Here is a 23,214-nt window from a genome sequence, read left to right as displayed (position 1 = left end):
TATCTAACCTTCATTATGTTAAAATGGCTTCATTCCTGAAAAATATAAAGGGGTGGGAATATGAAAATTGTATCAATTGAACCAACGCCAAGCCCGAATACGATGAAAATCAACCTGGATGAAGAACTTCCTATGGGCAAGAGCAATAACTATAAAAAGGACTCAGCGGCCGGGGCACCGGAAGTCGTTGTGAGCATACTTGATATTGAAGGGGTAAAAGGGGTTTACCATGTTGCAGATTTCCTGGCAGTCGAAAGAAATGCAAAATATGACTGGAAAGTAATCCTCCCTGAGGTGAGGAAAGCGTTTGGAGAAGATGCAGAGGAATCAGGGGACGATTCACCTGAAATCAATGAGCATTTTGGAGAAGTAAAAGTTCTTGTACAAATATATAAAGGAATACCTATGCAAGTGAAACTTACGGACGGCACAGAAGAGAAGCGGTTTGGACTGCCAGAATTATTTGTGAAAAAAGTAGGTGAGGTACAGACTCCGGATGATAACGTTGTCATGGTTCGCAGATGGAAAGAGCTTGGAGTCCGGTATGGGGAATTTGATCAGGTAGGAAATGACGTAGTGGAAGAACTTTTAGCAGCATATCCTCCTGAGAGGCTGGAGGAACTAGTAAAGCTGGCCAAAAATCCCGGCCAGGAAGCTCAGCTAAAAGCAGCAAAGAAAAAAATCAGGGTAACAGAAGCAGATTTGGACAACCCCGATTGGCGGATAAGGTATCAGCTTCTTGAGCAAATGGAAGATCCGACTATAGAGGACCTGCCGGTGCTTGAAAAAGCGTTACAGGATGAGAAAGCCTCTATACGCCGTCTGGCTACAGTTTACTTAGGAATGATTGAGGACCAAAAGGTCTTGCCATTATTGTACAAAGCCTTGAAAGATAAAACAGTCACGGTGCGCAGGACAGCGGGTGACTGCTTATCTGATCTTGGTTTCTTGGAAGCAATGGATGAAATGATGGAAGCGCTCAAGGACCCAAGTAAGCTTGTCCGCTGGAGGGCGGCAATGTTCCTATATGAAGTTGGTGATGAAAGAGCAGTGCCTTCATTGAAGAGTGCGGAAGATGATTCTGAATTCGAAGTAAGCATGCAGGTGAAATTGGCGATTGCCCGTATCGAGCATGGAGAAGAAGCTAAAGGCTCTGTCTGGAAACAGATGACCGAAGCCAGAAAACAATAAAACATTTATAAAGACACCCAGGATGTTCATCAATTATGTCCAGGGTGTCTTTTTGTAGGCAAAAAAAAGAATTTCACCTTGCACTGAAGTAATGTGAAAATGTATCCGCTTACTTATTTTTAATAATGAAAATATTTAGATAATTATTGCAATTGTCCGAGAAAACAGGTATTGTAGTGAATAAAAAATCGGGAGGGACATTCAATGGGAAAAGACTTAAGAATCAAGAGCCATGTATTTAGTGATGATGCAAGAAAGGCTCCGAACAGGGCTATGCTTCGGGCGGTTGGTTTCAGTGATGATGATTTCAGGAAGCCGATGATTGGAATAGCGAGTACTTGGAGTGAGGTGACTCCTTGTAATATACATATTGATAAGCTTGCAGTGAAAGCGAAAGAAGGTGCGAGGGCGGCAGGCGGGGCGCCGCTAATTTTCAACACGATCACTGTATCCGATGGAATTTCGATGGGAACGGACGGAATGCGCTATTCGCTTCCTAGTCGTGACTTAATTGCTGATTCGATAGAAACAGTGGTCCAGGGGGAAAGCCTTGATGGTTTCGTCGCAATTGGCGGCTGTGATAAAAATATGCCTGGCTGTATGATGGCAATTGCAAGAATGGACCTTCCTTCTGTTTTTGTTTATGGCGGTACGATTAAGCCTGGCAAGCTCGATGGGAAGGACATTGACATAGTGTCCGCCTTCGAAGGTGTTGGTCAATATAACAAGGGTGCAATCGGTGATGAACAGCTTCATAAGATTGAATGTCATGCTTGCCCAGGTTCAGGTTCCTGTGGAGGGATGTACACAGCTAATACTATGGCCAGCGCAATTGAGGCCCTCGGAATGAGCATGCCGGGAAGTTCATCACATCCAGCGGAAACCGATGAAAAGCGGGAAGATTGCTATAAAGCTGGTGAAGTAGTCTATCAGATGCTGGAGCAGGACATTCGCCCAAGACAGATTTTAACGAAGGAAGCATTTGAAAATGCCATTACGGTCGTAATGGCTCTCGGCGGATCCACAAATGCCGTTCTTCACTTGATGGCAATAGCCCATGCTGCTGAAGTCGACCTGACACTAGATGATTTCAATAGAATCCAGGAAAGAGTACCTCATCTTGCTGACTTGAAGCCAAGCGGTAAATATGTCATGCAAGACCTTTTTGAGGCCGGAGGGGTTCCGGCAGTAATGAAACTTTTATTGAAAGAAGGAATGCTGCACGGTAATTGCCTTACGGTTACGGGAAAAACACTCGAAGAGAATCTTAAGGAATTTCCTGACTTAAAACCTGGCCAAAAAGTAATCCGGTCTGCAGCTGAGCCTTATAGGAAGGACGGTCCACTCGTTGTTTTAAAAGGAAATCTTGCTCCAGATGGCGCAGTAGCAAAGGTATCTGGTTTGAAGGTGAAAAACATGACTGGACCTGCAAAAGTTTTTGATGATGAGGAGTCAGCATCCAAAGCAGTTATGTCGGATGAAGTAGTCGCAGGAGATGTATTGGTTATTCGCTATGAGGGACCAAAAGGCGGACCAGGAATGCCAGAGATGCTGTCATTATCAGCAATTCTCGTCGGAAAAGGCCTGGGAGAAAGTGTTGCATTGCTTACGGATGGAAGATTCTCGGGAGGCAGCCATGGGCTGGTTATTGGCCATATTGCCCCTGAAGCACAGGTTGGCGGTCCGATTGCACTGATTAAAGATGGAGATATGATTACGATTGATAGTGAACAAAGGCTGATCTCAGTTGCCTTAAGTGAGGAAGAGCTAGCTGCTCGTAGGCAAAACTGGACTCCACCGCCACTTCCAAAGAGAGGAGTACTGGCTAAATACGCCAGACTTGTATCTTGTTCCTCCAAAGGTGCCGTAACGGATCATTTTGAAGGAAAGTCAGTCCAGGAGCCCGTTCATTCCTAGTATGAGACGTTCTTTTATTGCGTTTGGTATAAATAATATAGTATGCTAACACTGCAAACTATCGTTTGGGAGGGAATTATTTATGTCAATGGCATATGAAGAATATATGAGACAAATGGTAAAGCCGATGCGTGAGGAATTGACACGTGCCGGTTTCAAAGAATTGCTTACTGTGGATGATGTTGAAGCGTTCATGGGAAATGCAGAAGGAACAACGCTTGTCGTAGTTAACTCTGTTTGTGGTTGTGCTGCGGGTCTAGCTCGTCCTTCAGCAACCCAAGCAATCTTACGAAATGAGAAGAAACCAGATCATCTTGTGACTGTTTTTGCTGGCCAGGATAAAGAAGCAACTGCAAAAATGCGTGAGTACTTCACAGATATTGAGCCATCTTCACCTTCAATGGCATTGTTGAAAGGCAAAGAAGTTGTTCACTTTATTCCTCGCCATGATATCGAAGGACAGCCTATGGAAGCAATCATGGATAACTTAACATCTGCCTTTGATGCTCATTGCTAGGTTCTGTTGTTTTCAGAGTTAAAAGGGAGATTTTCAGGGGGCAACTCTAAAAGAGCATTGTAGTTATGACCCTAAACAGCGATGGAATAAAAGTTGGAAAGGATGTCTATTGACGTCCTTTTTCTTTGTATTTAAATAGCGTCCGGGAGTGTTAGATGTGTTTGTGACAACAGCAGGCAGGACAAATGAGAATATGACAGCTAAAGCGAGAGCTATAGCCCTCGAGCTAAAAGCGGATTTCATCCCTAGGAAAAAAAGGTCAGTATCGGCGATCCAGGAAACAGTTAAGGATGACTGCCTGGTAGTTGGCAAAGACCGGCTTGAGCTTTTTCCACTGGGAGCTGCAGAGCCTTTCTTTTTTCACCCGAATTCCGCTATGTTCCGAATTAAAAGATTAATGAAAGGGGAAAGCGATCCTCTCATAGATGCAGTTAAACTGCAAGAAGGGATGAGTTTTCTTGACTGTTCGCTCGGTCTTGGTTCGGATAGTATCGTAGCTAGCTTTGTTGCAGGTGAGTCAGGATCTGTAACAGGTATAGAAGCAAGACCGGAGCTTGCATATTTAGTTAAAACTGGACTCAAAGCATGGGATTCAGGATATGAAGCAATTAATAAATCTATGGACAAAATAAAAGTAATGCAAGGATATTCAATAGAGTTCCTTAAGGGTCAGGAAGACAACAGTGTCGATTGTGTTTATTTTGATCCAATGTTCGATGAATCCATATTAGAGTCAGATGGAATCAGAGGCCTGTCCCACTTCGCTGTATATGATGGACTCTCACAAGAAGTCATTGAACAAGCATACCGTGTTGCCAGGAAACGAGTAGTCCTGAAAGACCATTTCAGAAGCAAGCGATTCGATGAGTTTGGTTTCAAAGTATACAGGAGAAAAACAGCTAAATTCCATTTTGGAGTCATAGAAAAAGAATGAGGCATAACCTCATTCTTTTTGTATGTAACAAATTCCACCCATTCTTGAAAATGGTCAGATGCCATTATTTTTCTCGTGACGGATAATAAATAGATGATACTGTCCGTCCATCTCATCTCAATTACGGATTAATCAGCAATTGCCAAATAGACAAAATAAGCGAGCATAAATAGGCTGGTTGCAACAAAGATCGATGTCCACTCCATACTTTTGACCTCCCTTTTTCACTTCAGTAATGAAGCCTCTAATATTTCCTTATTACCATTTTTGAAAAATCTGAAACCCTTTGCCCAATTTTACGTATAAACAAGTTATAATAATACTAAGTAAATTTATTATATTATTCCCAGTTCAAGCTATTTTTACGCAACAATATATAATTAGGCAGATTGCTATTTTTAAAGTTAATTATTTCTTATTTACATAAGGATGTGATCCACATGCCCGCATGGCTGCGCAAATCGCTCGTTGTCATGATCTCCATTGTCACTTTTGGGATGGTGTCTCCTGCCCAGGTGAATGGGTTTCTGACAACTACCGCTGAAAGATCAGAAAAATCGACCGCCACTGAAACAAGTTTCATTGATTCGCTGGGTGTTCCCCTAGATGAGGACGCGGAGAAGGACGCGTTCATTCATAGAGCAATGATGGAAGCGGAACAACAATCTTTTCAGAAATTCGGTGCAAAAATTGGTCCTGTGATTGAGGATGAATTCAGGCAAAGTGTTTTGCCAAACATCGAAAAGGCGATTGAAATGGTAGCTATCCAGTATCCTGGAGAAAAGCTGAATTCTCTCCGTATCACCGAAATGCCTGGTGGTGGTGAGTCGGAAAAAATATTCCATATAATCGGCGATAATGGAAAGGACATTATCCGGTTCCACGTGCGGAGGGACCAGCCGCCGAAGGATGGTTTCTGGTTTAATTTCCACTACCACACTTATCATGATAACTTCCAGAACCATTATGAGCTTGGGAGAATATTTTGGGCTAAAAATACCCCGCCTAAATGGAGAAGCTGAGGATAAAGATTGACGGATTTTAACCTCCGGAATACTGCGTAATGATCAATAAAACATGATTGAATCTCATTTATTTTGGCTGATTTAGGACTTAAATTAAGTAAAACGAAATAAGTTTTTATAGAGGCCCGGCTGATGCTGGGTTTTTCTATACAGAGCCTAAGAACCAAAAAAATGGGAGGAACATCTAGAATGGCAGACATACTACAAGGGTTTGTTGATACTTATGTCCAGTTTTTTAATTGGGATATGTGGGTCGAGGTTTTAACGGATCCTGTCAGCTGGGGGTTAATCGGTACACTCGTCATCCTTGAAGGGCTTTTATCTGCTGATAACGCCTTAGTGCTGGCTGTGATGGTAAAACATTTGCCGGAGAAACAAAGGAAAAGAGCGTTGTTCTATGGATTGCTTGGCGCATATGCGTTCAGATTCATAGCCATTGGAGTAGGAGTATATTTAATCGAGTTCTGGTGGGTGAAAGTAATCGGCGCAGGTTATCTTGCCTGGCTTGCAATCAAATACTTTATCGAAAAGAAAAAAGGGGAGAGCCAGGAAAACGGGGAAGTTGCAGGGATCAATCAGAGCGGACTGCTGATCCGGTTGTTTGGTACATTCTGGGGTACAGTTGCTGCAGTGGAATTAATGGATATTGCCTTCTCTGTGGACAGTGTCCTGGCGGCATTGGGCATCAGCGAGGAAGTGTGGGTCTTGCTTCTTGGCGGTATGCTGGGTGTTTTGATGATGCGAGGAGTTGCGGGAGTATTCCTTAGATTGATTGAGCGGATACCTGAACTTGAGACAACTGCCTACATCCTGATTTTTATCATATCCGCAAAAATGTTAGCTGGTGTATTCGGCATCCATATAGAACATGCCTATTTCTTTATCCTGTTGCTGATCACTTTTACGGCAACATTTGTCGTCCACTACTTGAATAAGAAAAAAGCTGAAGTAAACGGGCAGCAAAAGAATGTCCAATAATGGAATTCAGGAACGGATGCAGGTCTGTTCCTTTTTTTTCATTCCATGCAACTAATTTTGAAATAAAATGGGACTCGAATCCTACTTTTCGTGATACTCAGAGACCTCTCTTAATGTCCTCCTGACAAATAAGAATATGCAGGCAAATGATACATATATGAGTAAAAAGTTGCCTGTGAAGTGGAGGAACGGGGAGGCTGCTGGAGTGATTAAGAGAGTGAGAATAAGTGAATAAAACAATAAATCAAACAAAACAAGACCACCAGAGCACATAACTTGGCTGACTTTCCGTAATTCAAACTGCAAATTTTCAATAGGCTCTCTTTTATAAATAAAGCGCATGTGAATTCACCTTCCAGGTTTAAGTATTCATCTATATGCATGGACAGGAATAAAGGTGAAATCGGGATTTACGAACTTTCTTGAAACTTTTGAGGTTCTTGTCCGTACTGCTATTACAAGCCCAAAAGACGTTTCTTTATATGGTATGATTATTAGTATAATCAGACAATTTAAAAATCCTAATCATTAATTTTAGATTATCGTCCTCATCGGGAAGTGATACTATGTATTCACCAATAAACCAATTAATCATACATCGATTGCCTGTTACATACGACAATTGGTTGGACCTGTTAAATACTCCTGCAAGTGAGCGGCCATTTTATCAAATAGAAGGTCCTTTCACACATATCGGCCAAGTCACTGCCAGGTTCATCGGTATTCCGCATGATGAAGTGGAATATTATAACCAATTGTATGACTATGTTCACTCAAACAGGCTGATCTTGTTAAGCGATCATTCATTAAAAAATTCAATCAATCACCCCCATTTAAAATCAATACAAAAAATATACGAATTTTGCGATGAACAAAATTTCTCAATAAAACGCTTTGTGGAAATGCTGGATCAAGAAAAGTTACTGCCCACATTAGATAACTTCCTGATCAATAGACAAACAAGAGAAGCTGCGATTAATATGATCGATCTATATGCAAGAACGGAAAAAGGCGGGCTTGAGAGCAATGAGTTCATTACTGTTCTTAACGATGTCATTGGATGGGTCTTCCACCTTCTGAATCACCATCTAAAGAAAGCAGATCCTGAATGGGATATGCCTGCTTTTCTCTGGTATGGAAACTATCGGAAAAGCCATCAGTACCTATTATACTTTCTGATCGAACTTGGGTGCGATCTGGTTACTTTCACACCGGCGGGAAATGACGTATTAGCAATAACCGCACTGGATAGGTTGAATGCCTTTGTCCATATTTTCCCGGAGACAGGTAATCCGAAACCGTTTCCAATGGAAAAGAGTATGCAAACCACTACGGTGGCATACCTGGCATCAAGGGAAATTGAAAAAATCCTAAACTATGAAGGAACGTTTTTTTATAAACCATGGCAGTTGAGAGATTACGAACCCAAAGCCATTACCTTGAAGACAACGTATGACGAATTGTTTTTAGTTGGCAGGGAAAAGGCGATGATCAGACCATATTTTGAAGTGGAGAACAGAACGGTTAAGATTCCTGCCTTGTTTGCAAAAATTAATGGGGTTACCAGTAGTCGCCGTGAGTATTGGAATCGCTTCCATGGATTAATTTTGCAAGAAAATACATTTCTCGTTAAAAGTTTTCCATTTTCTCCGGGTGCAAACAATGACTTTCGATTCCATTATCATAAGTCTTTAGACAATGACGGCCTGTTAAATCCGGAAAAGATGGCAGGTGCCCGTGTTTGGAAGTATAACCACCTGCCTTCTGGTCTGCAAAAAGGCCTTGCCTCTGCAATCAGAAATCTATGTGCCATGCCAACACTGAAGCCGCAGAATAGTGAGAGTGAGGATGATGTCAAGGTATATTTGTTCAACCAGGCGATGCAGATACCGGAATTTGTATTGAAGATGCTTCAGAAGTTCGATTACTCCCAAAACGTGCCAAAGTTAATAGTGTTTAATAACCAGCTTAACGGATCGCTGACCAGGCCAGATGCTGCACTTCTGCTGTTATTAAATCAATTTGGTGTTGATTTAGTAATTTATAACCCTGCTGGTCACAGTGATATAGAAAAATACATCGATAAGAGCGCATTCGTATCCCACTGGCTGGAGGATGTTGTATTTGAACAAGAGCTAAATGAACCTTCCGTCATTAAAAAAGTAATTTATCAAGGGATCTTAAAAATCCTAAGGAGAGATTAAGCTCATGAATCCTGCTCATGATCAAAATGTCAGCCCTTCAATTGACAAGTCGAAGGTGCAGTTGAGTGAAGCGACGGTTTCCGATATAAAGTTGGCATTGAGGAATGAGCCTGAGGTACAGAAGCTGGCACGGAGCATTGATGAACATGATATCATCAACATTCTCGAATACGGGAAGGAGCCAGCTGTTGAAGTTTCCCGGTTATCTGATCAAATCCTTGGTGTTATGCGGACGAACAATGTAGAGGACTCAGGACAACTGCTCAACCATCTAGGCAAGATAATGGATCATTTTGACAAAAAGGATTTTGAAAAAACTTCCGGAGGACTGATCAGCAAGCTATTCAAGAGAAGAGAAAAGACAATGGATAGGCTGTATAGCAAATACCAGTCGATGGGAATGGAAATAGAACAGGTATATGTGGAAATCTCAAAATACCAGCATGAGATGGCAGAAACAACGACTATGCTTGAACGCATGTATGAACAGATCCATCAATATTACTTAACACTTGAGAAATATGTGGTGGCTGCAGAACTGAAGCTGAATGAATTGAAAACAAACAAGCTTCCGCAACTTGAACAAAATGCTTTGAATGGTGATCAAATGAGGTCAATGGAACTTGATTCACTATGTAATGTGATTGAGCTCCTTGAACAAAGAATCTATGACCTTGGAATTGCAAAAATGGTCGCTATGCAGACTGCGCCTCAAGTAAAGCTGCTTCAGCGAGGTAATGCGAAGCTCATTGCAAAAATCAACTCGGCATTTGTAACGACCATTCCCATTTTCAAGAATGGTTTGATACAGGCCGTTGCAGCAAAGAGGCAAAAGTTGGTGGCTGATTCAATGAAAGAGCTTGACCGGCGGACGAATGAGGTAATGATCAGGAATGCCCGGAATATTGCCAGTCAAAATGTTGATATTGCCCGCCTATCAGGTACACCAGGCATCAAGGTTGAGACGATTGAAGAATGCTTTAATATTATCCTGAAGGGGATGCAGGAAACAAAGGTCATTGAGGAAGAAAATAAGCGCCTCCGTGAAGAAGGGAAGCAACGCTTAAATGAGCTTCAGGAAAACTTTAAGAATAGTAAGCAGCAATAACTGCTTAATAACTTGAATGACTCATCCAAATCTGGTTTGGATGGGTTTTTTTGATTGCGAAATTATAATGAAATGCGTTAGTACCTTCCTGAAATTCTCAGCCAGCAGGCAAGCGGTCATATGTTATAATTTTAGTAGATTACTAATGGGTAATTCCCTCAGAAAATCCACCATTTTTACACCTCGAGAAATAAACACCAGGGAAGGGGAAAATAAATGCGAAGGCTTTTTCAAATATTCTTGGTTATCGTACTTTCCTTCACGCTGCTCGGCAGCTCGAATGCCAATATGGATGGCATTTTTCTATATGAATATCCTAAACAATCCTTACTATATGAATCTCTGCAGCCTGAAGACGTACGTCTTGCTGGTAAGTTGATTGTTTTGCCAGAAAAGGACTTTGACCAGGCAGAAGCGGCGAAGATTATTAACAGGCTTACGATTCTTCCTGAAAACATGATACTAAAAGCGGTAGACAGCAATATTAAAGTGAAGTTATTTGAAGGCAGATTGACGGATAATCCAACGGCGAGCCACTTGAAGGGGATCGTTCCGCGAGGCTATACATCTAAAAAGACATGGGATCAGGTACCCGGGATTGGAGGATCTAGGACCGTTCTTGTGAAAATTGGCAGCAGTGAAAAAGGAAAGGGACACGGTTCTGTCAATCTCGAACTGCATGAATTTGCACACTCACTTGACCGCCATGTTTATGACGGAATCAGGCAGGAGGAAAGGTTCCTGGAAATCTGGAAGCTTGAAAGCCGGCTGCTCTTCCCAGGCCGTGCCTATTTCCTAGATTACCCTGAGGAATACTTTGCCGAAAGCTTTGCGATGTTCTATATTGGCGGATTGCCGGCAAAACTGCTTAGGGAAGCTGCACCGCAAACCTATCAATATATCGAAGGCCTCAAGTAGGCCTTTTTTGCTATTCTAGTGCATTTCGGCAGGGAATATGGAATCAAATAGCAAAGTAATAAGAGAATTCGAAATAAGGATATATTCTTCCACCATTGGTGATTTATTTGCTAAAATAAGAAAAAGAAATCGAACGTTTTGAAGGGCAGGGAGATTCATGAAACAATATCTAGAGCTTTGCGAACATGTCTTGAATACTGGTGTGAAAAAAGAAGATCGTACAGGTACCGGTACTATCAGTACTTTCGGTTATCAAATGCGCTTTAACCTCCAGGATGGATTTCCGCTGCTAACAACAAAAAAACTCCACTTGAGATCAATCATTCATGAACTCCTTTGGTTCCTGAATGGCGATACAAATGTGAAGTACCTGCAGGAAAATGGGGTACGCATCTGGAATGAATGGGCAGATGAAAAAGGCGAACTCGGCCCGGTCTATGGCAGCCAGTGGCGGTCGTGGACAGGTGCAGATGGAGAAACGGTGGACCAGATTTCCGAATTGATCCATACCATTAAAACCAATCCTGATTCGAGAAGGATGATTGTCAATGCATGGAATGTGGCTGAAATCGATAAAATGGCTCTGCCTCCATGTCATTGTATGTTTCAGTTTTACGTAGCCGATGGCAAGCTTTCCTGTCAGCTATATCAGAGATCGGCAGATGTATTCCTGGGCGTGCCATTCAACATCGCTTCCTATGCTTTGCTGACATTGATGGTCGCTCATGTATGCGATCTTGAGCCGGGCGAGTTCGTCCATACTTTCGGGGATACCCATATTTACTCGAACCACGTGGAGCAGGTTAAACTGCAGCTTACCCGGGATCCTAAGCCATTGCCGCAAATGAAAATCAACCCTGAAGTCAAGTCAATATTTGACTTTAAATATGAAGATTTCGAGTTGGTCAATTATGAAGCGCATCCACATATCAAAGGGGTTGTCAGTGTATGATATCGTTAATTTGGGCAATGGATGAAAATCGAGTCATCGGATATCATAACCAGCTCCCGTGGAGGCTCCCAGAAGATTTAAAGTTCTTCAAGCGAGTAACGATGGGACATCCAATCATGATGGGGAGAAAAACGTTCGAGTCGATCGGCAAGCCTCTCCCTGGAAGAGAAAATATCATCGTAACACGTGATGAAAGCTACCAGCAGGATGGTTGTGTAGTCATGAATTCCATTGAAGATTTCATGGGTTATGCAAAGGAAAAAGAAGAAGAGGTTTTCGTCATCGGCGGTGCGGAGATTTTTAAGGAAGTATTGCCAGAGGCGGACAAGCTCTATTTAACAATGATCCATCATCAGTTTGAAGGAGATACCTTTTTTCCGGTTTTTGACATAGAAAAGTGGGAGCTTGAATCAAGGGAAATCGGACTGAAGGATGAAAAAAACCCCTATGACTATGAGTTTTTAATTTATAAGCGGAAGTAGGAATGCAGTCGCTTTAAGGACTCTTTAAATTATTGAAAACAGGAGGTGTGGAATGTCATTATTCCACACCTCCTGTTTAACTCTGAGCAGTCATTTAGGACTGCTCTTTTTCTGCATAATTTTCCGATACATATAGTCTGGTAACATTAAATCCAGTATAATGACAACAGAATAACCTTAGGAGGAAACAATGCTTCGATTAATTGCGTGTTTTTTGTATATGGGTGGCTTTCTTGTTTACACCATACCCAGACTTTCTAGATTAAAAAGATTGCCGGAAGATTTGAAACCAGATATTAAAAAGAAACTGATTCATGAGACGCCAAAAAAATGGGCAAAAACATTCATGGGAATGACAGGGTCACAGGTGGAGATAGTGGGACTTCATAATATACCTGAAGGTCCGGTGTTGTTTGCCAGTAACCATGAAGGTAATTTTGACATACCAGTACTAATTGGGGTCATTGAAAAACCTTTTGGCTTCATTTCGAAAATTGAAGTGAAGAAGGTTCCGGTTTTATCGTCCTGGATGGAAGCTATTGGTTGTGTTTTTATTGACCGGAAGAATCGTGAAAAAGCAGCTGGCTCAATTATTTCAGGGGTGGAACTTTTAAATAAGGGGAATTCACTCGTGATTTTTCCGGAAGGAACGAGAAGCAAGGGTGGTCCTGTAGGTCTTTTTAAAGCAGGAGGCTTCCGACTTGCCAAAGATTCTGGGGTTCCGATCGTGCCAATTTCAATCCAGGGTACGGCTGATGTATTCGAGAAAAACGGCCGTCTTGTCAAACCTGCAAAAATAAAAGTCATTATAAGTCCTCCGGTATACAGCCGCCAATATAAGGATAAAGACTTAATTTCCCTTGCTGAAGAAATAAGAGATATAATCATTCAATCCCGGAAAGTAAAAAGGATTGCCTCATAAATGACTCCTTAAAATGTCAACAGCCCCTGCATGTCGCAGGGGCTGTTCATTTTCAGAAAAATGGCTGGATGAATTTATGGAGTTGTTATTCAAATTGTGCAAGGCTTTTCATCATTTGGGTGAATTCTGCAGGTATGCAAAAATCATCTGGTTTGAAGTTGTCGCGAATCCACTTTACCATTTCCAGCGGACTATTGAAGTACTCCCCGCTTGTATCACTTTTCCGAATCATGTAGCGGCCATTATCCTCATCAAGTGTAACTTCTACCGGTAAAGCCCCGTCATAACTGTTTAAAAAAAATTCCATTTCTCATTCCCTCCAGCGTATTTTCGTTATTATATGTTATTTTACTACCATTTTATTCAACATGAAAGCCTATAATTTTAAATATTTAAAAAATTCAATCGACATGCATATTTTTCATGTTATAATGGACAAATTAATATTTTGCAAAGTGAGGGTGACAGAATGGAACAAGAAACAATGAAGAAAAAATGGGTGAGTGTAGAGGACATCTTGATTGCCTATCGGCATCTGAAAGAGGTTGTTGCCCACACTCCATTGCAATTGAATCAACGATTGTCTGAAAAATATGAAGCTGATATTTATTTGAAGCGCGAGGATTTGCAGCATGTCCGCTCTTTCAAGCTAAGGGGCGCTTATTATTCAATGAAGTTATTGTGGGAAGAAGGGCTTGATAATGGTGTGGTATGTGCAAGTGCAGGGAATCATGCTCAAGGTGTAGCATACGCTTGCCGACAGCTCGGAGTGAATGGGAAAATTTTTATGCCTGCGACAACTCCTGGGCAAAAAATCAGCCAGGTCGAAATGTTCGGGCGTGAGTTCGTTGAGATTGTCCTGGTAGGGGATACATTCGACGATTCTTACCGGGAGGCGCGTAAATGTGCTGAAAAAGAAGGAAGGGAATTCATCCACCCTTTCGATGATGAAAAAGTAATGGCGGGACAGGGAACCGTAGCAGTGGAGATCTTAAATGATTGTCAGAATTCTGTTGACTATATCATCGCTAGTATTGGTGGCGGAGGCTTGATGGCAGGATTGAGTACATATATAAAAAGCGTATCACCGACGACCAGGCTAGTTGGCGTTGAGCCTAGCGGTGCAGCATCCATGAATGCTGCTTTTGAACAAAATAGTGTTATCCCCTTAAAAGAAATCGATACATTCGTAGATGGTGCCGCTGTAAAATGTGTTGGCAGTAAGACATATGAAATTTGCAAGGAAAATGTCGATAGACTTGTTGCAGTTCCTGAAGGGAAAGTGTGTTCATCCATTCTGGAGCTATATAATGAGCATGCGATTGTGACTGAGCCGGCAGGAGCTTTGCCAATTGCATCCCTCGATCTTCTCAGAGATGAGATAAAGGGAAAGTCTGTTGTATGTGTCATAAGCGGCGGCAATAATGATATCAGCAGGATGCAGGAGATTAAGGAAAGGTCGCTGCTCCATGAAGGACTGCTGCATTACTTTATTGTCAATTTCCCGCAGCGTGCAGGTGCTTTGCGTGAATTCCTCGATGATGTCCTGGGACCTGGGGATGACATCACCAGGTTTGAGTACACAAAGAAAAATAATAAAGAAAGCGGGCCTGCACTTGTAGGAATCGAATTGAAGAATAAGCATGAATACAAAAGGCTGATTTCCAGCATGGAGAATAAGGGTTTTGCCTTCATGGAATTGAATAAGGATAATCAGTTGTTTAATTTACTGGTATAATATTAATAATAGATAATTAAGGATAGATGTTATAAAATAAGAAATGTCACACATAGTTAGATTACGGAGCCCTTTGTGAATTTCTTATGAACTTTCACAGCATTCTTCCACTTTGGGGAGTAAAAGTACTATAATCATAGTAGATTTACAATATGAAAAAGGAGATGTTGATATGTTATCAAACATCGGAGTTCCTGGATTAATCTTAATCCTTGTTTTAGCCTTAATTATCTTTGGACCTAAAAAGCTTCCTGAGATCGGCCGTGCTTTTGGCCAGACGCTTCGAGAATTCAAGAAGTCAACTCGTGAATTGACAAGCGATGTCATGGATGAATTTGAAGAAGAAAAGAAGGAAATTACAAAAGTTACTAAATAAGGTGTAAGATGCTTTTGTCTTACACCTTTTTCCTTAAAAGGCTTGTAAATGACAGGCTTTATTCAAGAAGTGCACCAAACGGAATTGGCAGGGGATTGTTATATGGAAGATCAAGAATTAAATCTGGTGGATCATCTCGATGAGCTGCGGAACAGGCTGATCATTTCGGCTGTAGCATTCATTATTTTCTTTGGTATAGGCTTTTTCTATGTTAAAGAAATATATAACTTTTTTGTCCGGGACTTGGACGTTAAGTTAATAGTCTTAGGTCCAAGTGATATCGTATGGATTTACTTCATGCTTGCCACCATCATCGCTATTGCAGGTACGATTCCGGTTTTGGCCACCCAGATTTGGCTTTTTGTCAAACCAGCGCTCAGACCGATTGAGAGGAAAATATCGCTTTCATATATCCCGGCGTTATTCATCCTATTCATCGTTGGCCTTGCTTTTGGCTACTTTGTGATTTTCCCGACAGTTCTTAATTTCCTGGTGGAACTTAGCGGGGATATGCTTGTAACGAACTTCACGGCGGAAAAGTATTTCAAGTTCATCATGAACATGACATTACCATTTGGAGTTTTGTTCGAATTGCCGGTTGTCGTCATGTTCTTGACATCTCTTGGAGTTATTAATCCTTACGTTCTAGTAAAGGTCAGAAAGTATGCTTACTTTATACTTATTGTGATTTCAGTCATCATTTCACCGCCTGATTTCATGTCAGATATCCTTGTTACGATTCCGCTGCTGGTTTTGTATGAAATCAGCGTGAACTTATCCAAATTTGTTTACAGACGGAAGCTCAAGAAGGAAAAAGAGTGGCAAGAGCAATACGGTGATATGGAAGAGGAAAACGATGAGGAATCATCCTTGTGAAAACGGATATGGACCAATAATCACAAGCAGTAAAACCAGTCAATCAAACGTGTGGATTTTCCACACGTTTTTTTGTACTCAGAACAGAATCCTTGCTTAAGACCCTCTAGCGAATATTAACAATTCTGTGTTAAAGCTTATTGTTGTTTTTAAATCCTGTTGATTGAAGTGGAAGGCGCGCAGACTCCTCCGAAAATGCTAACGCATTTCCCTCGTGCGTGGGCAGGTTTAAGGAAGTTTAATCAAAGTCCTGCGGGATCAGCTGGACAGGTGAGACACCGCAGGAGCTTGCTCCGAGGAGGCCCACCGCCAGCCCCAAGGAAGAATTTGCTCTTCGAAAAAGCCGGCAGTTAGGCTTTTTCATAATTCTTCCCGCGGAAAGCAAAGCGCCTGGAACGGAAATCAACAGCCTAATTTAACACCGCCAACTTGTAAAAAAACGAGGTGCTGGCTTTTACTTTAATCGAAACAAAGTTTACGAAAAGAGACTAAAAAAAATATTATTATCCGCGTAAACAGACACATTTCGACCAGGGTTTAGGGTATAATATAATCAAACGGGTATAAAAGAGGATTGATATTTTGTTATTCAAAAGCCTAGAGTTCAAAAATGTTGTTGGACAGAAGGTTAAAGTCGTGGACATTCCTGTGTTGGAAGAAGAGAGCACCTATTATTTTATTATCCAAGTCCGTTTGCAAACTTTTATAACAGCAATCTACCAGGAAAGAAACGCAAAAAAGTTTTATTCTTTTAAAGAGTATTTAAAAAGAGTTATGAAGTGGCCGGATTATGAGCAGTTATTCAAATCGGCTGAATTGAAAAATAACGCCTGATGATTCATTTTTGAAGCGCCTGACAAAGGGCGCTTTTGTTCTTTTATAGCTTCGTTATTGCCTAATCATAAAGAGTGGGTCCGAATCTACTATATTTACTGAAAGTGTGTTGCTAGCATTCTAAGTTGTACTACAAGAATGTATGTAAATAATTTTAATTTGCATATGAGAATAGGTATAATAGTCATAGTGGAGTGTTTTTGATAGGGATGTGAATTTATGACTAAAATCAAGATTGTAACTGATTCTACTTGTGATTTGAATGATGAGCTCATCAAAAAGTGGGGGATTATCGTTGTCCCATTATCAATTTCTATTAATGGTGAAAATTATTTAGATAGAGTGGATATCAGCCCAAAAGAATTCATGGAAAAGATGAAAGCTTCTCATGAATTGCCAAAGAGCTCGCAGCCCCCTGCCGGGGAATTTTTGAAGGTGTATGACGAGCTGGCCGCGGATGGTTTTGAAATCATCTCAATACATATGACAGGCGGTATGAGCGGTACAGTACGTTCTGCAGAAAGTGCCGCCCAGATGACAAGTGCAAAGATAAATGTGGTTGATTCCCGCTTTATTTCAAAAGCATTGGCCTTTCAAGTTCTTGAGGCTGCCCAGATGGCCGCTGACGGTAAATCAGCTGAAGAAATCGTAACAAGGTTAGATGAGATAAGAGAAAAGACCAGGCTTTTTGTCGTTGTTGATACCCTTGAGAATTTAGTTAAGGGAGGCCGGATTGGCAAAGGAAAGGCAATGATCGGCTCTTTATTGAACATTAAACCGATCGCCTCACTCGAAGGTGGAGAATATACACCTGTCTCTAAAGCAAGAAGTCATTCGCAAGTTGTAAAGTACCTTAGAAATCAATTTGCCGCAGATACAGAGGGTAAAACCATTAAAGGAGTAGGGCTTGTTCATGCAGAAGGAGAAGACCTCGCCGAGAAAATAAAGAAAACCATTTTTGAAACTTCAGGATATGATGACTTTTTCATCGAAGAAACAACGCCAATTGTAAGTACTCATACCGGCCCAGGCGCCATAGGATTCATGTATTATTTTGAATAAAAGATATCAAAGGATCTATCGTTCAAGTCCTGAAGTTTACAGCTTCAGGACCTTTTTATGCCTCTTTAACTAATCAAAGTTTTTTAAATATACAGGATAATTATTGGGTTGTGTCGAATATTTTCAAATATTCACTTTATGATAGAACGGAATGTGACAATGAAAATATGAAGCTTAATGTTAAGAACCTGCCGTTATTTAAAAAGATATTGATGTTTTCATTTATGATCACAACTGTCGTTGTGGTGTCCATAATGGGAACAAGCTTCTACCTGCAGTCCAAACAACTGAAAAGTCAAATGGCTGACAAGGTTGAAGGAGTCGCAGGAATTTGGTCATCTACACTGGACCCTGAAGATATTAGAAAGGCAAATGAGTTTAGGGATGAGTCCAACCCATCGATCAGGCGGCTAGAAAAACTCCTGACCATGGTAGGCGATAAAAGTGCTTCATTCCTGGGGGCTTATATTATTCTGCCTGAAGAATATCCAAATCAAAAAGTTTACATACTGTCTGCATCTGATATTTATAGGGATTACTCATTCGATTCTCTAATGTTCTATGATGCAGGGGAAGAATTTATAAGTGCATATCGAAATACCCGAGAAAAGAGGGCGATAACGAGTACGGATATTTTCACTGATCAATATGGGTCTTGGATTTCATCCTTTGCCCCGATTACTGATCATAATGGAAATGTAGTAGCCATTCTTGGAATAGATGCAAAGGCATCCGTCATCAAGGATAATCAAATGGAAATTCTCTTGCTGTTATTATTGCAGATGGCCGCCATCTTAGCTGCTGTTTATGTAATCCTGAATTGGGGCCTTAAGAAGGTCATGAAACCAGTAGATGACTTGTTTTTTGGCATAAAGGAAATCAGTTCTGGCAATTTTACTGTCACGCTGCCTGTTCATGATCAATCAGAGTTAAGTTTATTAAGTAAAAAGTTTAATGAGATGGCTTCCCAGCTCTCCCAACTATTCGAGAGGGTTTCAGCCGCATCAAAGCAATTGGGCCAAACATCGCTGGAGGATAAGGAATCCCTATTGTTAGAGGAAGCGATTAACACAATGGAGGATATATTCGAACGTACAAAACTTCAGCAGGAGCTTCAGCGTGCTGAGAAAATGAACGCGATAGGCCAGTTGGCTGCCTCTGTTGCCCATGAAATCAGAAATCCTATGACTGTTGTGAAAGGTTTTCTACAGATTTTCCTTTCTAAAGAGATGAGTGAAGAAGATCATATGTATTTAAAACTGATGATTGAAGAACTAAACAGAGCAGAGACAATAATAAATGACTATTTGAGCCTGGCAAGACCTGATGTTGGAAAGCTTGAAATCATTAATGGGAGCGAGATGACGGAGCAGGTCATGGATTTGATGAGTTCATACGCCATGATGTCAAAAAACATTTCCTTGCATATTGAAATAAGGGACCAGGTTAATATCAGGGGCAATAAAAGTGAATTAAAACAAGTGCTGATCAATATCTTAAAAAATGGTATTGAGGCGATGGGTGATGGCGGAAAGCTTAGCATGACACTGAAAAAGCAAGGAGATTTCGGTGTATTTATCATAGAAGATACAGGCATTGGCATGACTGCAGAGGAACTATCAAGGCTTGGTACGGCTTTTTATTCATTGAAGGAGCGAGGGACAGGCATGGGGCTGATGGTATGTTACCAGATAGTTGAAAGAATGAAAGGACAAATAAAGGTATCAAGTAAAAAAGGAGAAGGTACCACTTTTGAGATAATGGTCCCATTATTAATGGAAAGCCCTGAGTAAAATTCAGGGCTTTTTAAATTTTTGCCATTATTTTCAAAATGTCAAAATATAATTTGAAAAGGAGGTGACCGGACCTTGGTGAAAAAAGTGCTTTTCTTTAGTGATTTCGGAATAGATGATAATATCGCTGTATTATATGCGTTTTTTAATAAAGAAATAGATTTGGTTGGTGTAGTCGCCGATTACGGCAATGTATCAAAACAAGATGCGCTGCGAAATGCAGCTTATTTGCAGAAGCTTACAGGGAGGCCTGATATTCCAGCTTTTGCAGGTGCAGAACTGCCATTGACAGGAGAAAGGCCTGAATATGTACCGGACGTCCACGGCATTGAGGGGCTGGGGCCAATCATTCCTGATATTGAAGTGGATTACACTCTTGAAAACTTCCATGGCATCCAGGAAATCATCGAAAAAAACCCGGATGAAATCATTATAGTCAATGTAGGCAGGCTATCATCGCTTGCAGCTGCTTTCATTCTCTATCCTGAAACTATGAAAAAAGTAAAAGATTTTTACATTATGGGTGGTGCATTCAATGAACCTGGGAATGTCACGCCAGTGGCTGAAGCGAATTTTTATGGTGATCCGTATGCAGCAAATATCGTTATGGCACAGGCAAAACCTCCTGTGAAAATCATTCCGCTTAATGTGACAAGTGGATCGATTGTGACGCCTGCCTTAATCAATGAGCTTGATGAACATTACCAATCTATAGGTAGTGAAGTAGGAAAACTAGTGAAGCCAATGTTTGACTATTACTACAAGTTTTATAAGGGGAGGAATCCTGATTTGACTGGGGCTCCTCTCCACGATGTTCTGACCCTATGGGCGTTATTGAATGAAGAACGAGTAGTTTTCCACGATATTCCTGTTAAAATTGTCGTTAACAGGGGAGAGGCATTTGGGCAGAGCATAGGAGATTTTAGGGATTCAAATGATAAAGCAGATTATCCAGTCCATAAAGTAGCTGTTAACTTTAGTTATACAAACTTCATTAGAGATTTCTTCACAACGATGAAAAATTCACAAATCGATAATGGCACAGGATAAATGATGTAATTTTTCATACTTCTTTCATACCTTTTTCTTTCTTCTCTCAAATGCGTCTGCTAGAATTGTCTATGGACATTATTTGAAAGATTGCAGGTGATGGTTTTGAAAAAGGTTTATACGATCCTCATGCTTACGGCAGTAGTCATATTTGCTGCGGGGTGCGGAAACAGCGGCCTAAAGGATGCGAAGAACTATCCTATCGAGGATTTTACTTTCACGAATCAAAATGGTGAATCTGTTAGTAAAGCGGATTTGAAAGGGAAAGTCTGGATGGCCAGCTTTATATTTACGAACTGTGCGGATGTGTGCCCGCCAATGACGGCCAATATGGCGAAGCTTCAGGATATAATTAAGGAAGAAGGACTTGAGGACGTCGAGATTGTTTCCTTCAGTGTAGATCCTGCTGTCGACAATCCTGAGGCACTTAAGGAGTATGGCAAGAAATTCAATGTTGATTTCAAGAACTGGTCGTTCCTTACAGGCTATACACAAGAAGAAATAGAAAAATTCGCACTTGAAAACTTCAAAACACTTGTCAAGAAACCGGAGACAGGGGATCAGGTTATTCATGGCACTGATTTTTATCTTGTCGATCAAAACGGGGATATGAGGAAATATTATACTGGGCTGAAAGAAGTCCCTTTTGAACAAATAATTGAAGATATTAAAGCACTTCAATAGGCCGCATATGTGGCCTGTTTTTTTGGGTCAAGAAATAAGCTTACCCAGCTTGAATAAATTAAAATAAACATTTCATCCTTCTAGTACGTTGTAGATGCGGCAGATAAGGGTAAAGATGGCATATAATGCGTGAGAAACGTCTGAAAAGGCATTAAATGATATAATGATTATACTTTTAAAGGTAGGTGATTAATATTGTTGAAGAAATTCACCTTACTTTATGTAACACTGGCCATGATATTAGGATCCTGCAGCCAGTTTGAAAGTTTGCAGAAAGGGAACTTCAATAAGGTCAAGGAAACGGGAATGGAATTGAAGGAAGCATTGCCGACTTCATTCTTTCCAAAGGATTTGCATATTGTTTCTGCGGGGGATTCACTCACCCAGGGTGTAGGAGACAGTACGAACATGGGAGGATATATCCCATACCTTGCCGAGCAGCTTGAAAAAGAAAAGACCATTAAGAATGCGAATTTCGAAAATTTTGGTGTGAGAGGAAACAGGACTGACCAGCTTCTGAAAAGGCTGAAAGACAAAAATGTACAATCTTCTATAAAGGAAGCCGACCTGATTATATTAACAATCGGCGGGAATGATTTAATGAAGGTTGTCAAAGAGAATTTTTCCAGTCTGAAACTAAATCATTTCAAAACAGAACAAAAGTTGTTTGCAGAACAGCTGCAGAAAATCTTTTTATCAATCCGAAACCAAAATCAAGAAGCTCCTATCGTTTTAGTCGGACTCTATAATCCATTTTACAACTGGTTTGCGGATGTAAAGGAAATGAACCAAATAGTGGATGAATGGAACTTTCAAAGCCTTTCAATAGTTGGGCAGGACGGAAATGCTTACTTTGTCGACATTCATGATATTTTCCTTAATAATGAAGAAAATCTGTTATATACTGATTATTTTCACCCAAATGACCGTGGGTACCAATTAATTGCTGATCGGATATATGAAATCCTTGATAAGCAGGTCATTGACTCGATGACTGACTAACGTCATAAGACTGGGAAGAGGAGTTACAAAGATTAATGAGAAATAACAAGTGGAAAATCGGATTTTTTATTCTTTTAGGTATCATGGCTGCAGCCCTCCTATTAGTTTGGGGCCTCATCACCTCACCAGTTGAGGAAACAAAATTAGAGCAAGGAACGAATGGTGCTGATCAGGATGATGTTGCATTTAATGTATCGACCAACAAACGGGATTTAAACAGGGTTATTAATCATTACTTAGAAGAAGAAGCAAAAAAAAGTCAGATCGATTATCAAGTATTGCTGACAGATGAGGTAGAATTATATGGAACGCTTCCGCTCTTCAGTCAAGAATTGGAATTGAGGCTGACCTTTGAACCGCAGGCATTGAAAAATGGTGATTTAATTTTAAAACAGAGATCAATTTCAGTAGGGAAACTTAAACTTCCTGTATCAACGGTACTTAAATTTGTCCGGGACAGCTACGATTTGCCGGATGCTGTAAACATCCAGCCAAAGGAAGAAAGAGTATACGTATCTATGCAGAGGCTGAAGCTGAAAAGTGATATCAAGGTCCGTGTAAATGAATTTGATTTAACAAAGGACAACATTAAATTTACCCTGCTTGTTCCAGCAGATTAAGAAGGTACTCTTTAGGGTGCCTTCTTTTTAT

General features: G+C 40.8%; 23 protein-coding genes. 22 read left to right on the top strand and 1 reads right to left on the bottom strand.

Annotated features, from left to right (window positions below; translation table 11 throughout):
* Positions 1-60: 60 nt before the first annotated feature.
* The 12 genes from DYI25_RS09150 (at position 61) to DYI25_RS09095 (ending at position 13,148) form a co-directional block, all read left to right on the top strand.
* Entirely contained in the window at positions 61-1,191 is a 1,131-nt protein-coding gene (locus DYI25_RS09150) for a conserved virulence factor C family protein (RefSeq protein WP_213368113.1), read from the top strand.
* Positions 1,192-1,395: 204 nt separating this feature from the next.
* Positions 1,396-3,108: a dihydroxy-acid dehydratase gene (gene ilvD / locus DYI25_RS09145; RefSeq protein WP_213368111.1), complete on the top strand. Its 1,713-nt coding sequence runs from the start codon at positions 1,396-1,398 to the stop codon at positions 3,106-3,108.
* An 82-nt stretch (positions 3,109-3,190) separates the two neighbouring features.
* Positions 3,191-3,625 carry a BrxA/BrxB family bacilliredoxin gene (locus DYI25_RS09140; RefSeq protein WP_213368110.1) on the top strand — a complete coding sequence of 145 codons (435 nt, stop codon included), beginning with the start codon at positions 3,191-3,193 and terminating at the stop codon, positions 3,623-3,625.
* 157 nt (positions 3,626-3,782) lie between these two features.
* Positions 3,783-4,559: a class I SAM-dependent methyltransferase gene (locus DYI25_RS09135; protein ID WP_213368109.1), complete on the top strand. Its 777-nt coding sequence runs from the start codon at positions 3,783-3,785 to the stop codon at positions 4,557-4,559.
* Positions 4,560-4,999: 440 nt separating this feature from the next.
* Positions 5,000-5,581: a YpjP family protein gene (locus tag DYI25_RS09130; RefSeq protein ID WP_213368108.1), complete on the top strand. Its 582-nt coding sequence runs from the start codon at positions 5,000-5,002 to the stop codon at positions 5,579-5,581.
* A 192-nt stretch (positions 5,582-5,773) separates the two neighbouring features.
* Positions 5,774-6,562 carry a TerC family protein gene (locus DYI25_RS09125; protein WP_213368107.1) on the top strand — a complete coding sequence of 263 codons (789 nt, stop codon included), beginning with the start codon at positions 5,774-5,776 and terminating at the stop codon, positions 6,560-6,562.
* Positions 6,563-7,128: 566 nt separating this feature from the next.
* Positions 7,129-8,766, top strand: a complete 1,638-nt coding sequence (locus DYI25_RS09120) for a YceG family protein (protein WP_213368106.1) — start codon at positions 7,129-7,131, stop codon at positions 8,764-8,766.
* A gap of 4 nt (positions 8,767-8,770) precedes the next feature.
* Positions 8,771-9,874, top strand: coding sequence for a toxic anion resistance protein (locus DYI25_RS09115; protein WP_213368105.1), 1,104 nt, complete (start codon positions 8,771-8,773; stop codon positions 9,872-9,874).
* Between the two features lie 216 nt (positions 9,875-10,090).
* Positions 10,091-10,792, top strand: a complete 702-nt coding sequence (locus DYI25_RS09110; protein ID WP_213368104.1) for an anthrax toxin lethal factor-related metalloendopeptidase — start codon at positions 10,091-10,093, stop codon at positions 10,790-10,792.
* Between the two features lie 157 nt (positions 10,793-10,949).
* Positions 10,950-11,744: a thymidylate synthase gene (locus tag DYI25_RS09105; RefSeq protein ID WP_213368102.1), complete on the top strand. Its 795-nt coding sequence runs from the start codon at positions 10,950-10,952 to the stop codon at positions 11,742-11,744.
* On the top strand, positions 11,741-12,226 hold the full coding sequence (locus tag DYI25_RS09100; protein ID WP_213368100.1) for a dihydrofolate reductase: 486 nt from the start codon (positions 11,741-11,743) through the stop codon (positions 12,224-12,226). Before DYI25_RS09105 ends, DYI25_RS09100 begins: the two co-directional genes overlap by 4 nt.
* A 190-nt stretch (positions 12,227-12,416) precedes the next feature.
* Positions 12,417-13,148 (top strand): lysophospholipid acyltransferase family protein, encoded by a 732-nt coding sequence (locus DYI25_RS09095; RefSeq protein WP_213368098.1) that lies wholly within the window; start codon positions 12,417-12,419, stop codon positions 13,146-13,148.
* An 85-nt stretch (positions 13,149-13,233) separates the two neighbouring features.
* Here DYI25_RS09095 and DYI25_RS09090 read toward each other — a convergent pair whose 3' ends face one another.
* Positions 13,234-13,455, bottom strand: a complete 222-nt coding sequence (locus DYI25_RS09090; protein ID WP_213368096.1) for a hypothetical protein — start codon at positions 13,453-13,455, stop codon at positions 13,234-13,236.
* Positions 13,456-13,617: 162 nt separating this feature from the next.
* Here DYI25_RS09090 and ilvA point away from each other — a divergent pair, with 162 nt between their 5' ends.
* The 10 genes from ilvA to DYI25_RS09040 all read left to right on the top strand — a co-directional run bounded on the left by ilvA (position 13,618) and on the right by DYI25_RS09040 (position 23,183).
* The gene (ilvA, locus tag DYI25_RS09085; RefSeq protein ID WP_213368094.1) at positions 13,618-14,886 is read left to right on the top strand and encodes a threonine ammonia-lyase IlvA; all 1,269 of its coding nucleotides are present in this window, start codon (positions 13,618-13,620) and stop codon (positions 14,884-14,886) included.
* 172 nt (positions 14,887-15,058) lie between these two features.
* Positions 15,059-15,262, top strand: coding sequence for a twin-arginine translocase TatA/TatE family subunit (locus DYI25_RS09080; protein WP_213368092.1), 204 nt, complete (start codon positions 15,059-15,061; stop codon positions 15,260-15,262).
* Between the two features lie 102 nt (positions 15,263-15,364).
* Positions 15,365-16,138 (top strand): twin-arginine translocase subunit TatC, encoded by a 774-nt coding sequence (tatC, locus tag DYI25_RS09075; RefSeq protein WP_213368091.1) that lies wholly within the window; start codon positions 15,365-15,367, stop codon positions 16,136-16,138.
* A gap of 582 nt (positions 16,139-16,720) precedes the next feature.
* Positions 16,721-16,972 (top strand): DUF2535 family protein, encoded by a 252-nt coding sequence (locus tag DYI25_RS09070; protein WP_213368090.1) that lies wholly within the window; start codon positions 16,721-16,723, stop codon positions 16,970-16,972.
* 219 nt (positions 16,973-17,191) lie between these two features.
* Complete coding sequence (locus DYI25_RS09065; protein ID WP_213368089.1) at positions 17,192-18,034, top strand: DegV family protein; 843 nt, start codon at positions 17,192-17,194, stop codon at positions 18,032-18,034.
* A 167-nt stretch (positions 18,035-18,201) separates the two neighbouring features.
* The gene (locus DYI25_RS09060; protein WP_213368088.1) at positions 18,202-19,827 is read left to right on the top strand and encodes an ATP-binding protein; all 1,626 of its coding nucleotides are present in this window, start codon (positions 18,202-18,204) and stop codon (positions 19,825-19,827) included.
* Positions 19,828-19,902: 75 nt separating this feature from the next.
* Positions 19,903-20,877: a nucleoside hydrolase gene (locus tag DYI25_RS09055; protein ID WP_213368087.1), complete on the top strand. Its 975-nt coding sequence runs from the start codon at positions 19,903-19,905 to the stop codon at positions 20,875-20,877.
* A gap of 99 nt (positions 20,878-20,976) precedes the next feature.
* Entirely contained in the window at positions 20,977-21,561 is a 585-nt protein-coding gene (locus DYI25_RS09050) for an SCO family protein (RefSeq protein WP_213368086.1), read from the top strand.
* Between the two features lie 198 nt (positions 21,562-21,759).
* Positions 21,760-22,563: an SGNH/GDSL hydrolase family protein gene (locus DYI25_RS09045; protein ID WP_249745295.1), complete on the top strand. Its 804-nt coding sequence runs from the start codon at positions 21,760-21,762 to the stop codon at positions 22,561-22,563.
* A 35-nt stretch (positions 22,564-22,598) separates the two neighbouring features.
* Entirely contained in the window at positions 22,599-23,183 is a 585-nt protein-coding gene (locus tag DYI25_RS09040) for a YpmS family protein (RefSeq protein WP_213368082.1), read from the top strand.
* The last annotated feature ends 31 nt before the right edge of the window (positions 23,184-23,214 follow it).

Source organism: Mesobacillus boroniphilus, assembly GCF_018424685.1.
GTDB classification, from domain to species: Bacteria; Bacillota; Bacilli; order Bacillales; family Cytobacillaceae; genus Mesobacillus; species Mesobacillus boroniphilus_A.
Note: the sequence above shows the minus strand (reverse complement) of the source record. Positions and strands in the feature narration are given on the sequence as shown.

Excerpts from the sequence above, each read along its gene's own strand:
- DYI25_RS09150 (WP_213368113.1), top strand. The coding sequence starts at position 61 with ATGAAAATTGTATCAATTGAACCAACGCCAAGCCCGAATACGATGAAA.
- ilvD (WP_213368111.1), top strand. The coding sequence starts at position 1,396 with ATGGGAAAAGACTTAAGAATCAAGAGCCATGTATTTAGTGATGATGCA.
- DYI25_RS09140 (WP_213368110.1), top strand. The coding sequence starts at position 3,191 with ATGTCAATGGCATATGAAGAATATATGAGACAAATGGTAAAGCCGATG.
- DYI25_RS09130 (WP_213368108.1), top strand. The coding sequence starts at position 5,000 with ATGCCCGCATGGCTGCGCAAATCGCTCGTTGTCATGATCTCCATTGTC.
- DYI25_RS09125 (WP_213368107.1), top strand. The coding sequence starts at position 5,774 with ATGGCAGACATACTACAAGGGTTTGTTGATACTTATGTCCAGTTTTTT.
- DYI25_RS09120 (WP_213368106.1), top strand. The coding sequence starts at position 7,129 with ATGTATTCACCAATAAACCAATTAATCATACATCGATTGCCTGTTACA.
- DYI25_RS09115 (WP_213368105.1), top strand. The coding sequence starts at position 8,771 with ATGAATCCTGCTCATGATCAAAATGTCAGCCCTTCAATTGACAAGTCG.
- DYI25_RS09110 (WP_213368104.1), top strand. The coding sequence starts at position 10,091 with ATGCGAAGGCTTTTTCAAATATTCTTGGTTATCGTACTTTCCTTCACG.
- DYI25_RS09105 (WP_213368102.1), top strand. The coding sequence starts at position 10,950 with ATGAAACAATATCTAGAGCTTTGCGAACATGTCTTGAATACTGGTGTG.
- DYI25_RS09100 (WP_213368100.1), top strand. The coding sequence starts at position 11,741 with ATGATATCGTTAATTTGGGCAATGGATGAAAATCGAGTCATCGGATAT.
- DYI25_RS09095 (WP_213368098.1), top strand. The coding sequence starts at position 12,417 with ATGCTTCGATTAATTGCGTGTTTTTTGTATATGGGTGGCTTTCTTGTT.
- DYI25_RS09090 (WP_213368096.1), bottom strand. The coding sequence starts at position 13,455 with ATGGAATTTTTTTTAAACAGTTATGACGGGGCTTTACCGGTAGAAGTT.
- ilvA (WP_213368094.1), top strand. The coding sequence starts at position 13,618 with ATGGAACAAGAAACAATGAAGAAAAAATGGGTGAGTGTAGAGGACATC.
- DYI25_RS09080 (WP_213368092.1), top strand. The coding sequence starts at position 15,059 with ATGTTATCAAACATCGGAGTTCCTGGATTAATCTTAATCCTTGTTTTA.
- tatC (WP_213368091.1), top strand. The coding sequence starts at position 15,365 with ATGGAAGATCAAGAATTAAATCTGGTGGATCATCTCGATGAGCTGCGG.
- DYI25_RS09065 (WP_213368089.1), top strand. The coding sequence starts at position 17,192 with ATGACTAAAATCAAGATTGTAACTGATTCTACTTGTGATTTGAATGAT.
- DYI25_RS09060 (WP_213368088.1), top strand. The coding sequence starts at position 18,202 with ATGAAGCTTAATGTTAAGAACCTGCCGTTATTTAAAAAGATATTGATG.
- DYI25_RS09050 (WP_213368086.1), top strand. The coding sequence starts at position 20,977 with ATGGTTTTGAAAAAGGTTTATACGATCCTCATGCTTACGGCAGTAGTC.
- DYI25_RS09040 (WP_213368082.1), top strand. The coding sequence starts at position 22,599 with ATGAGAAATAACAAGTGGAAAATCGGATTTTTTATTCTTTTAGGTATC.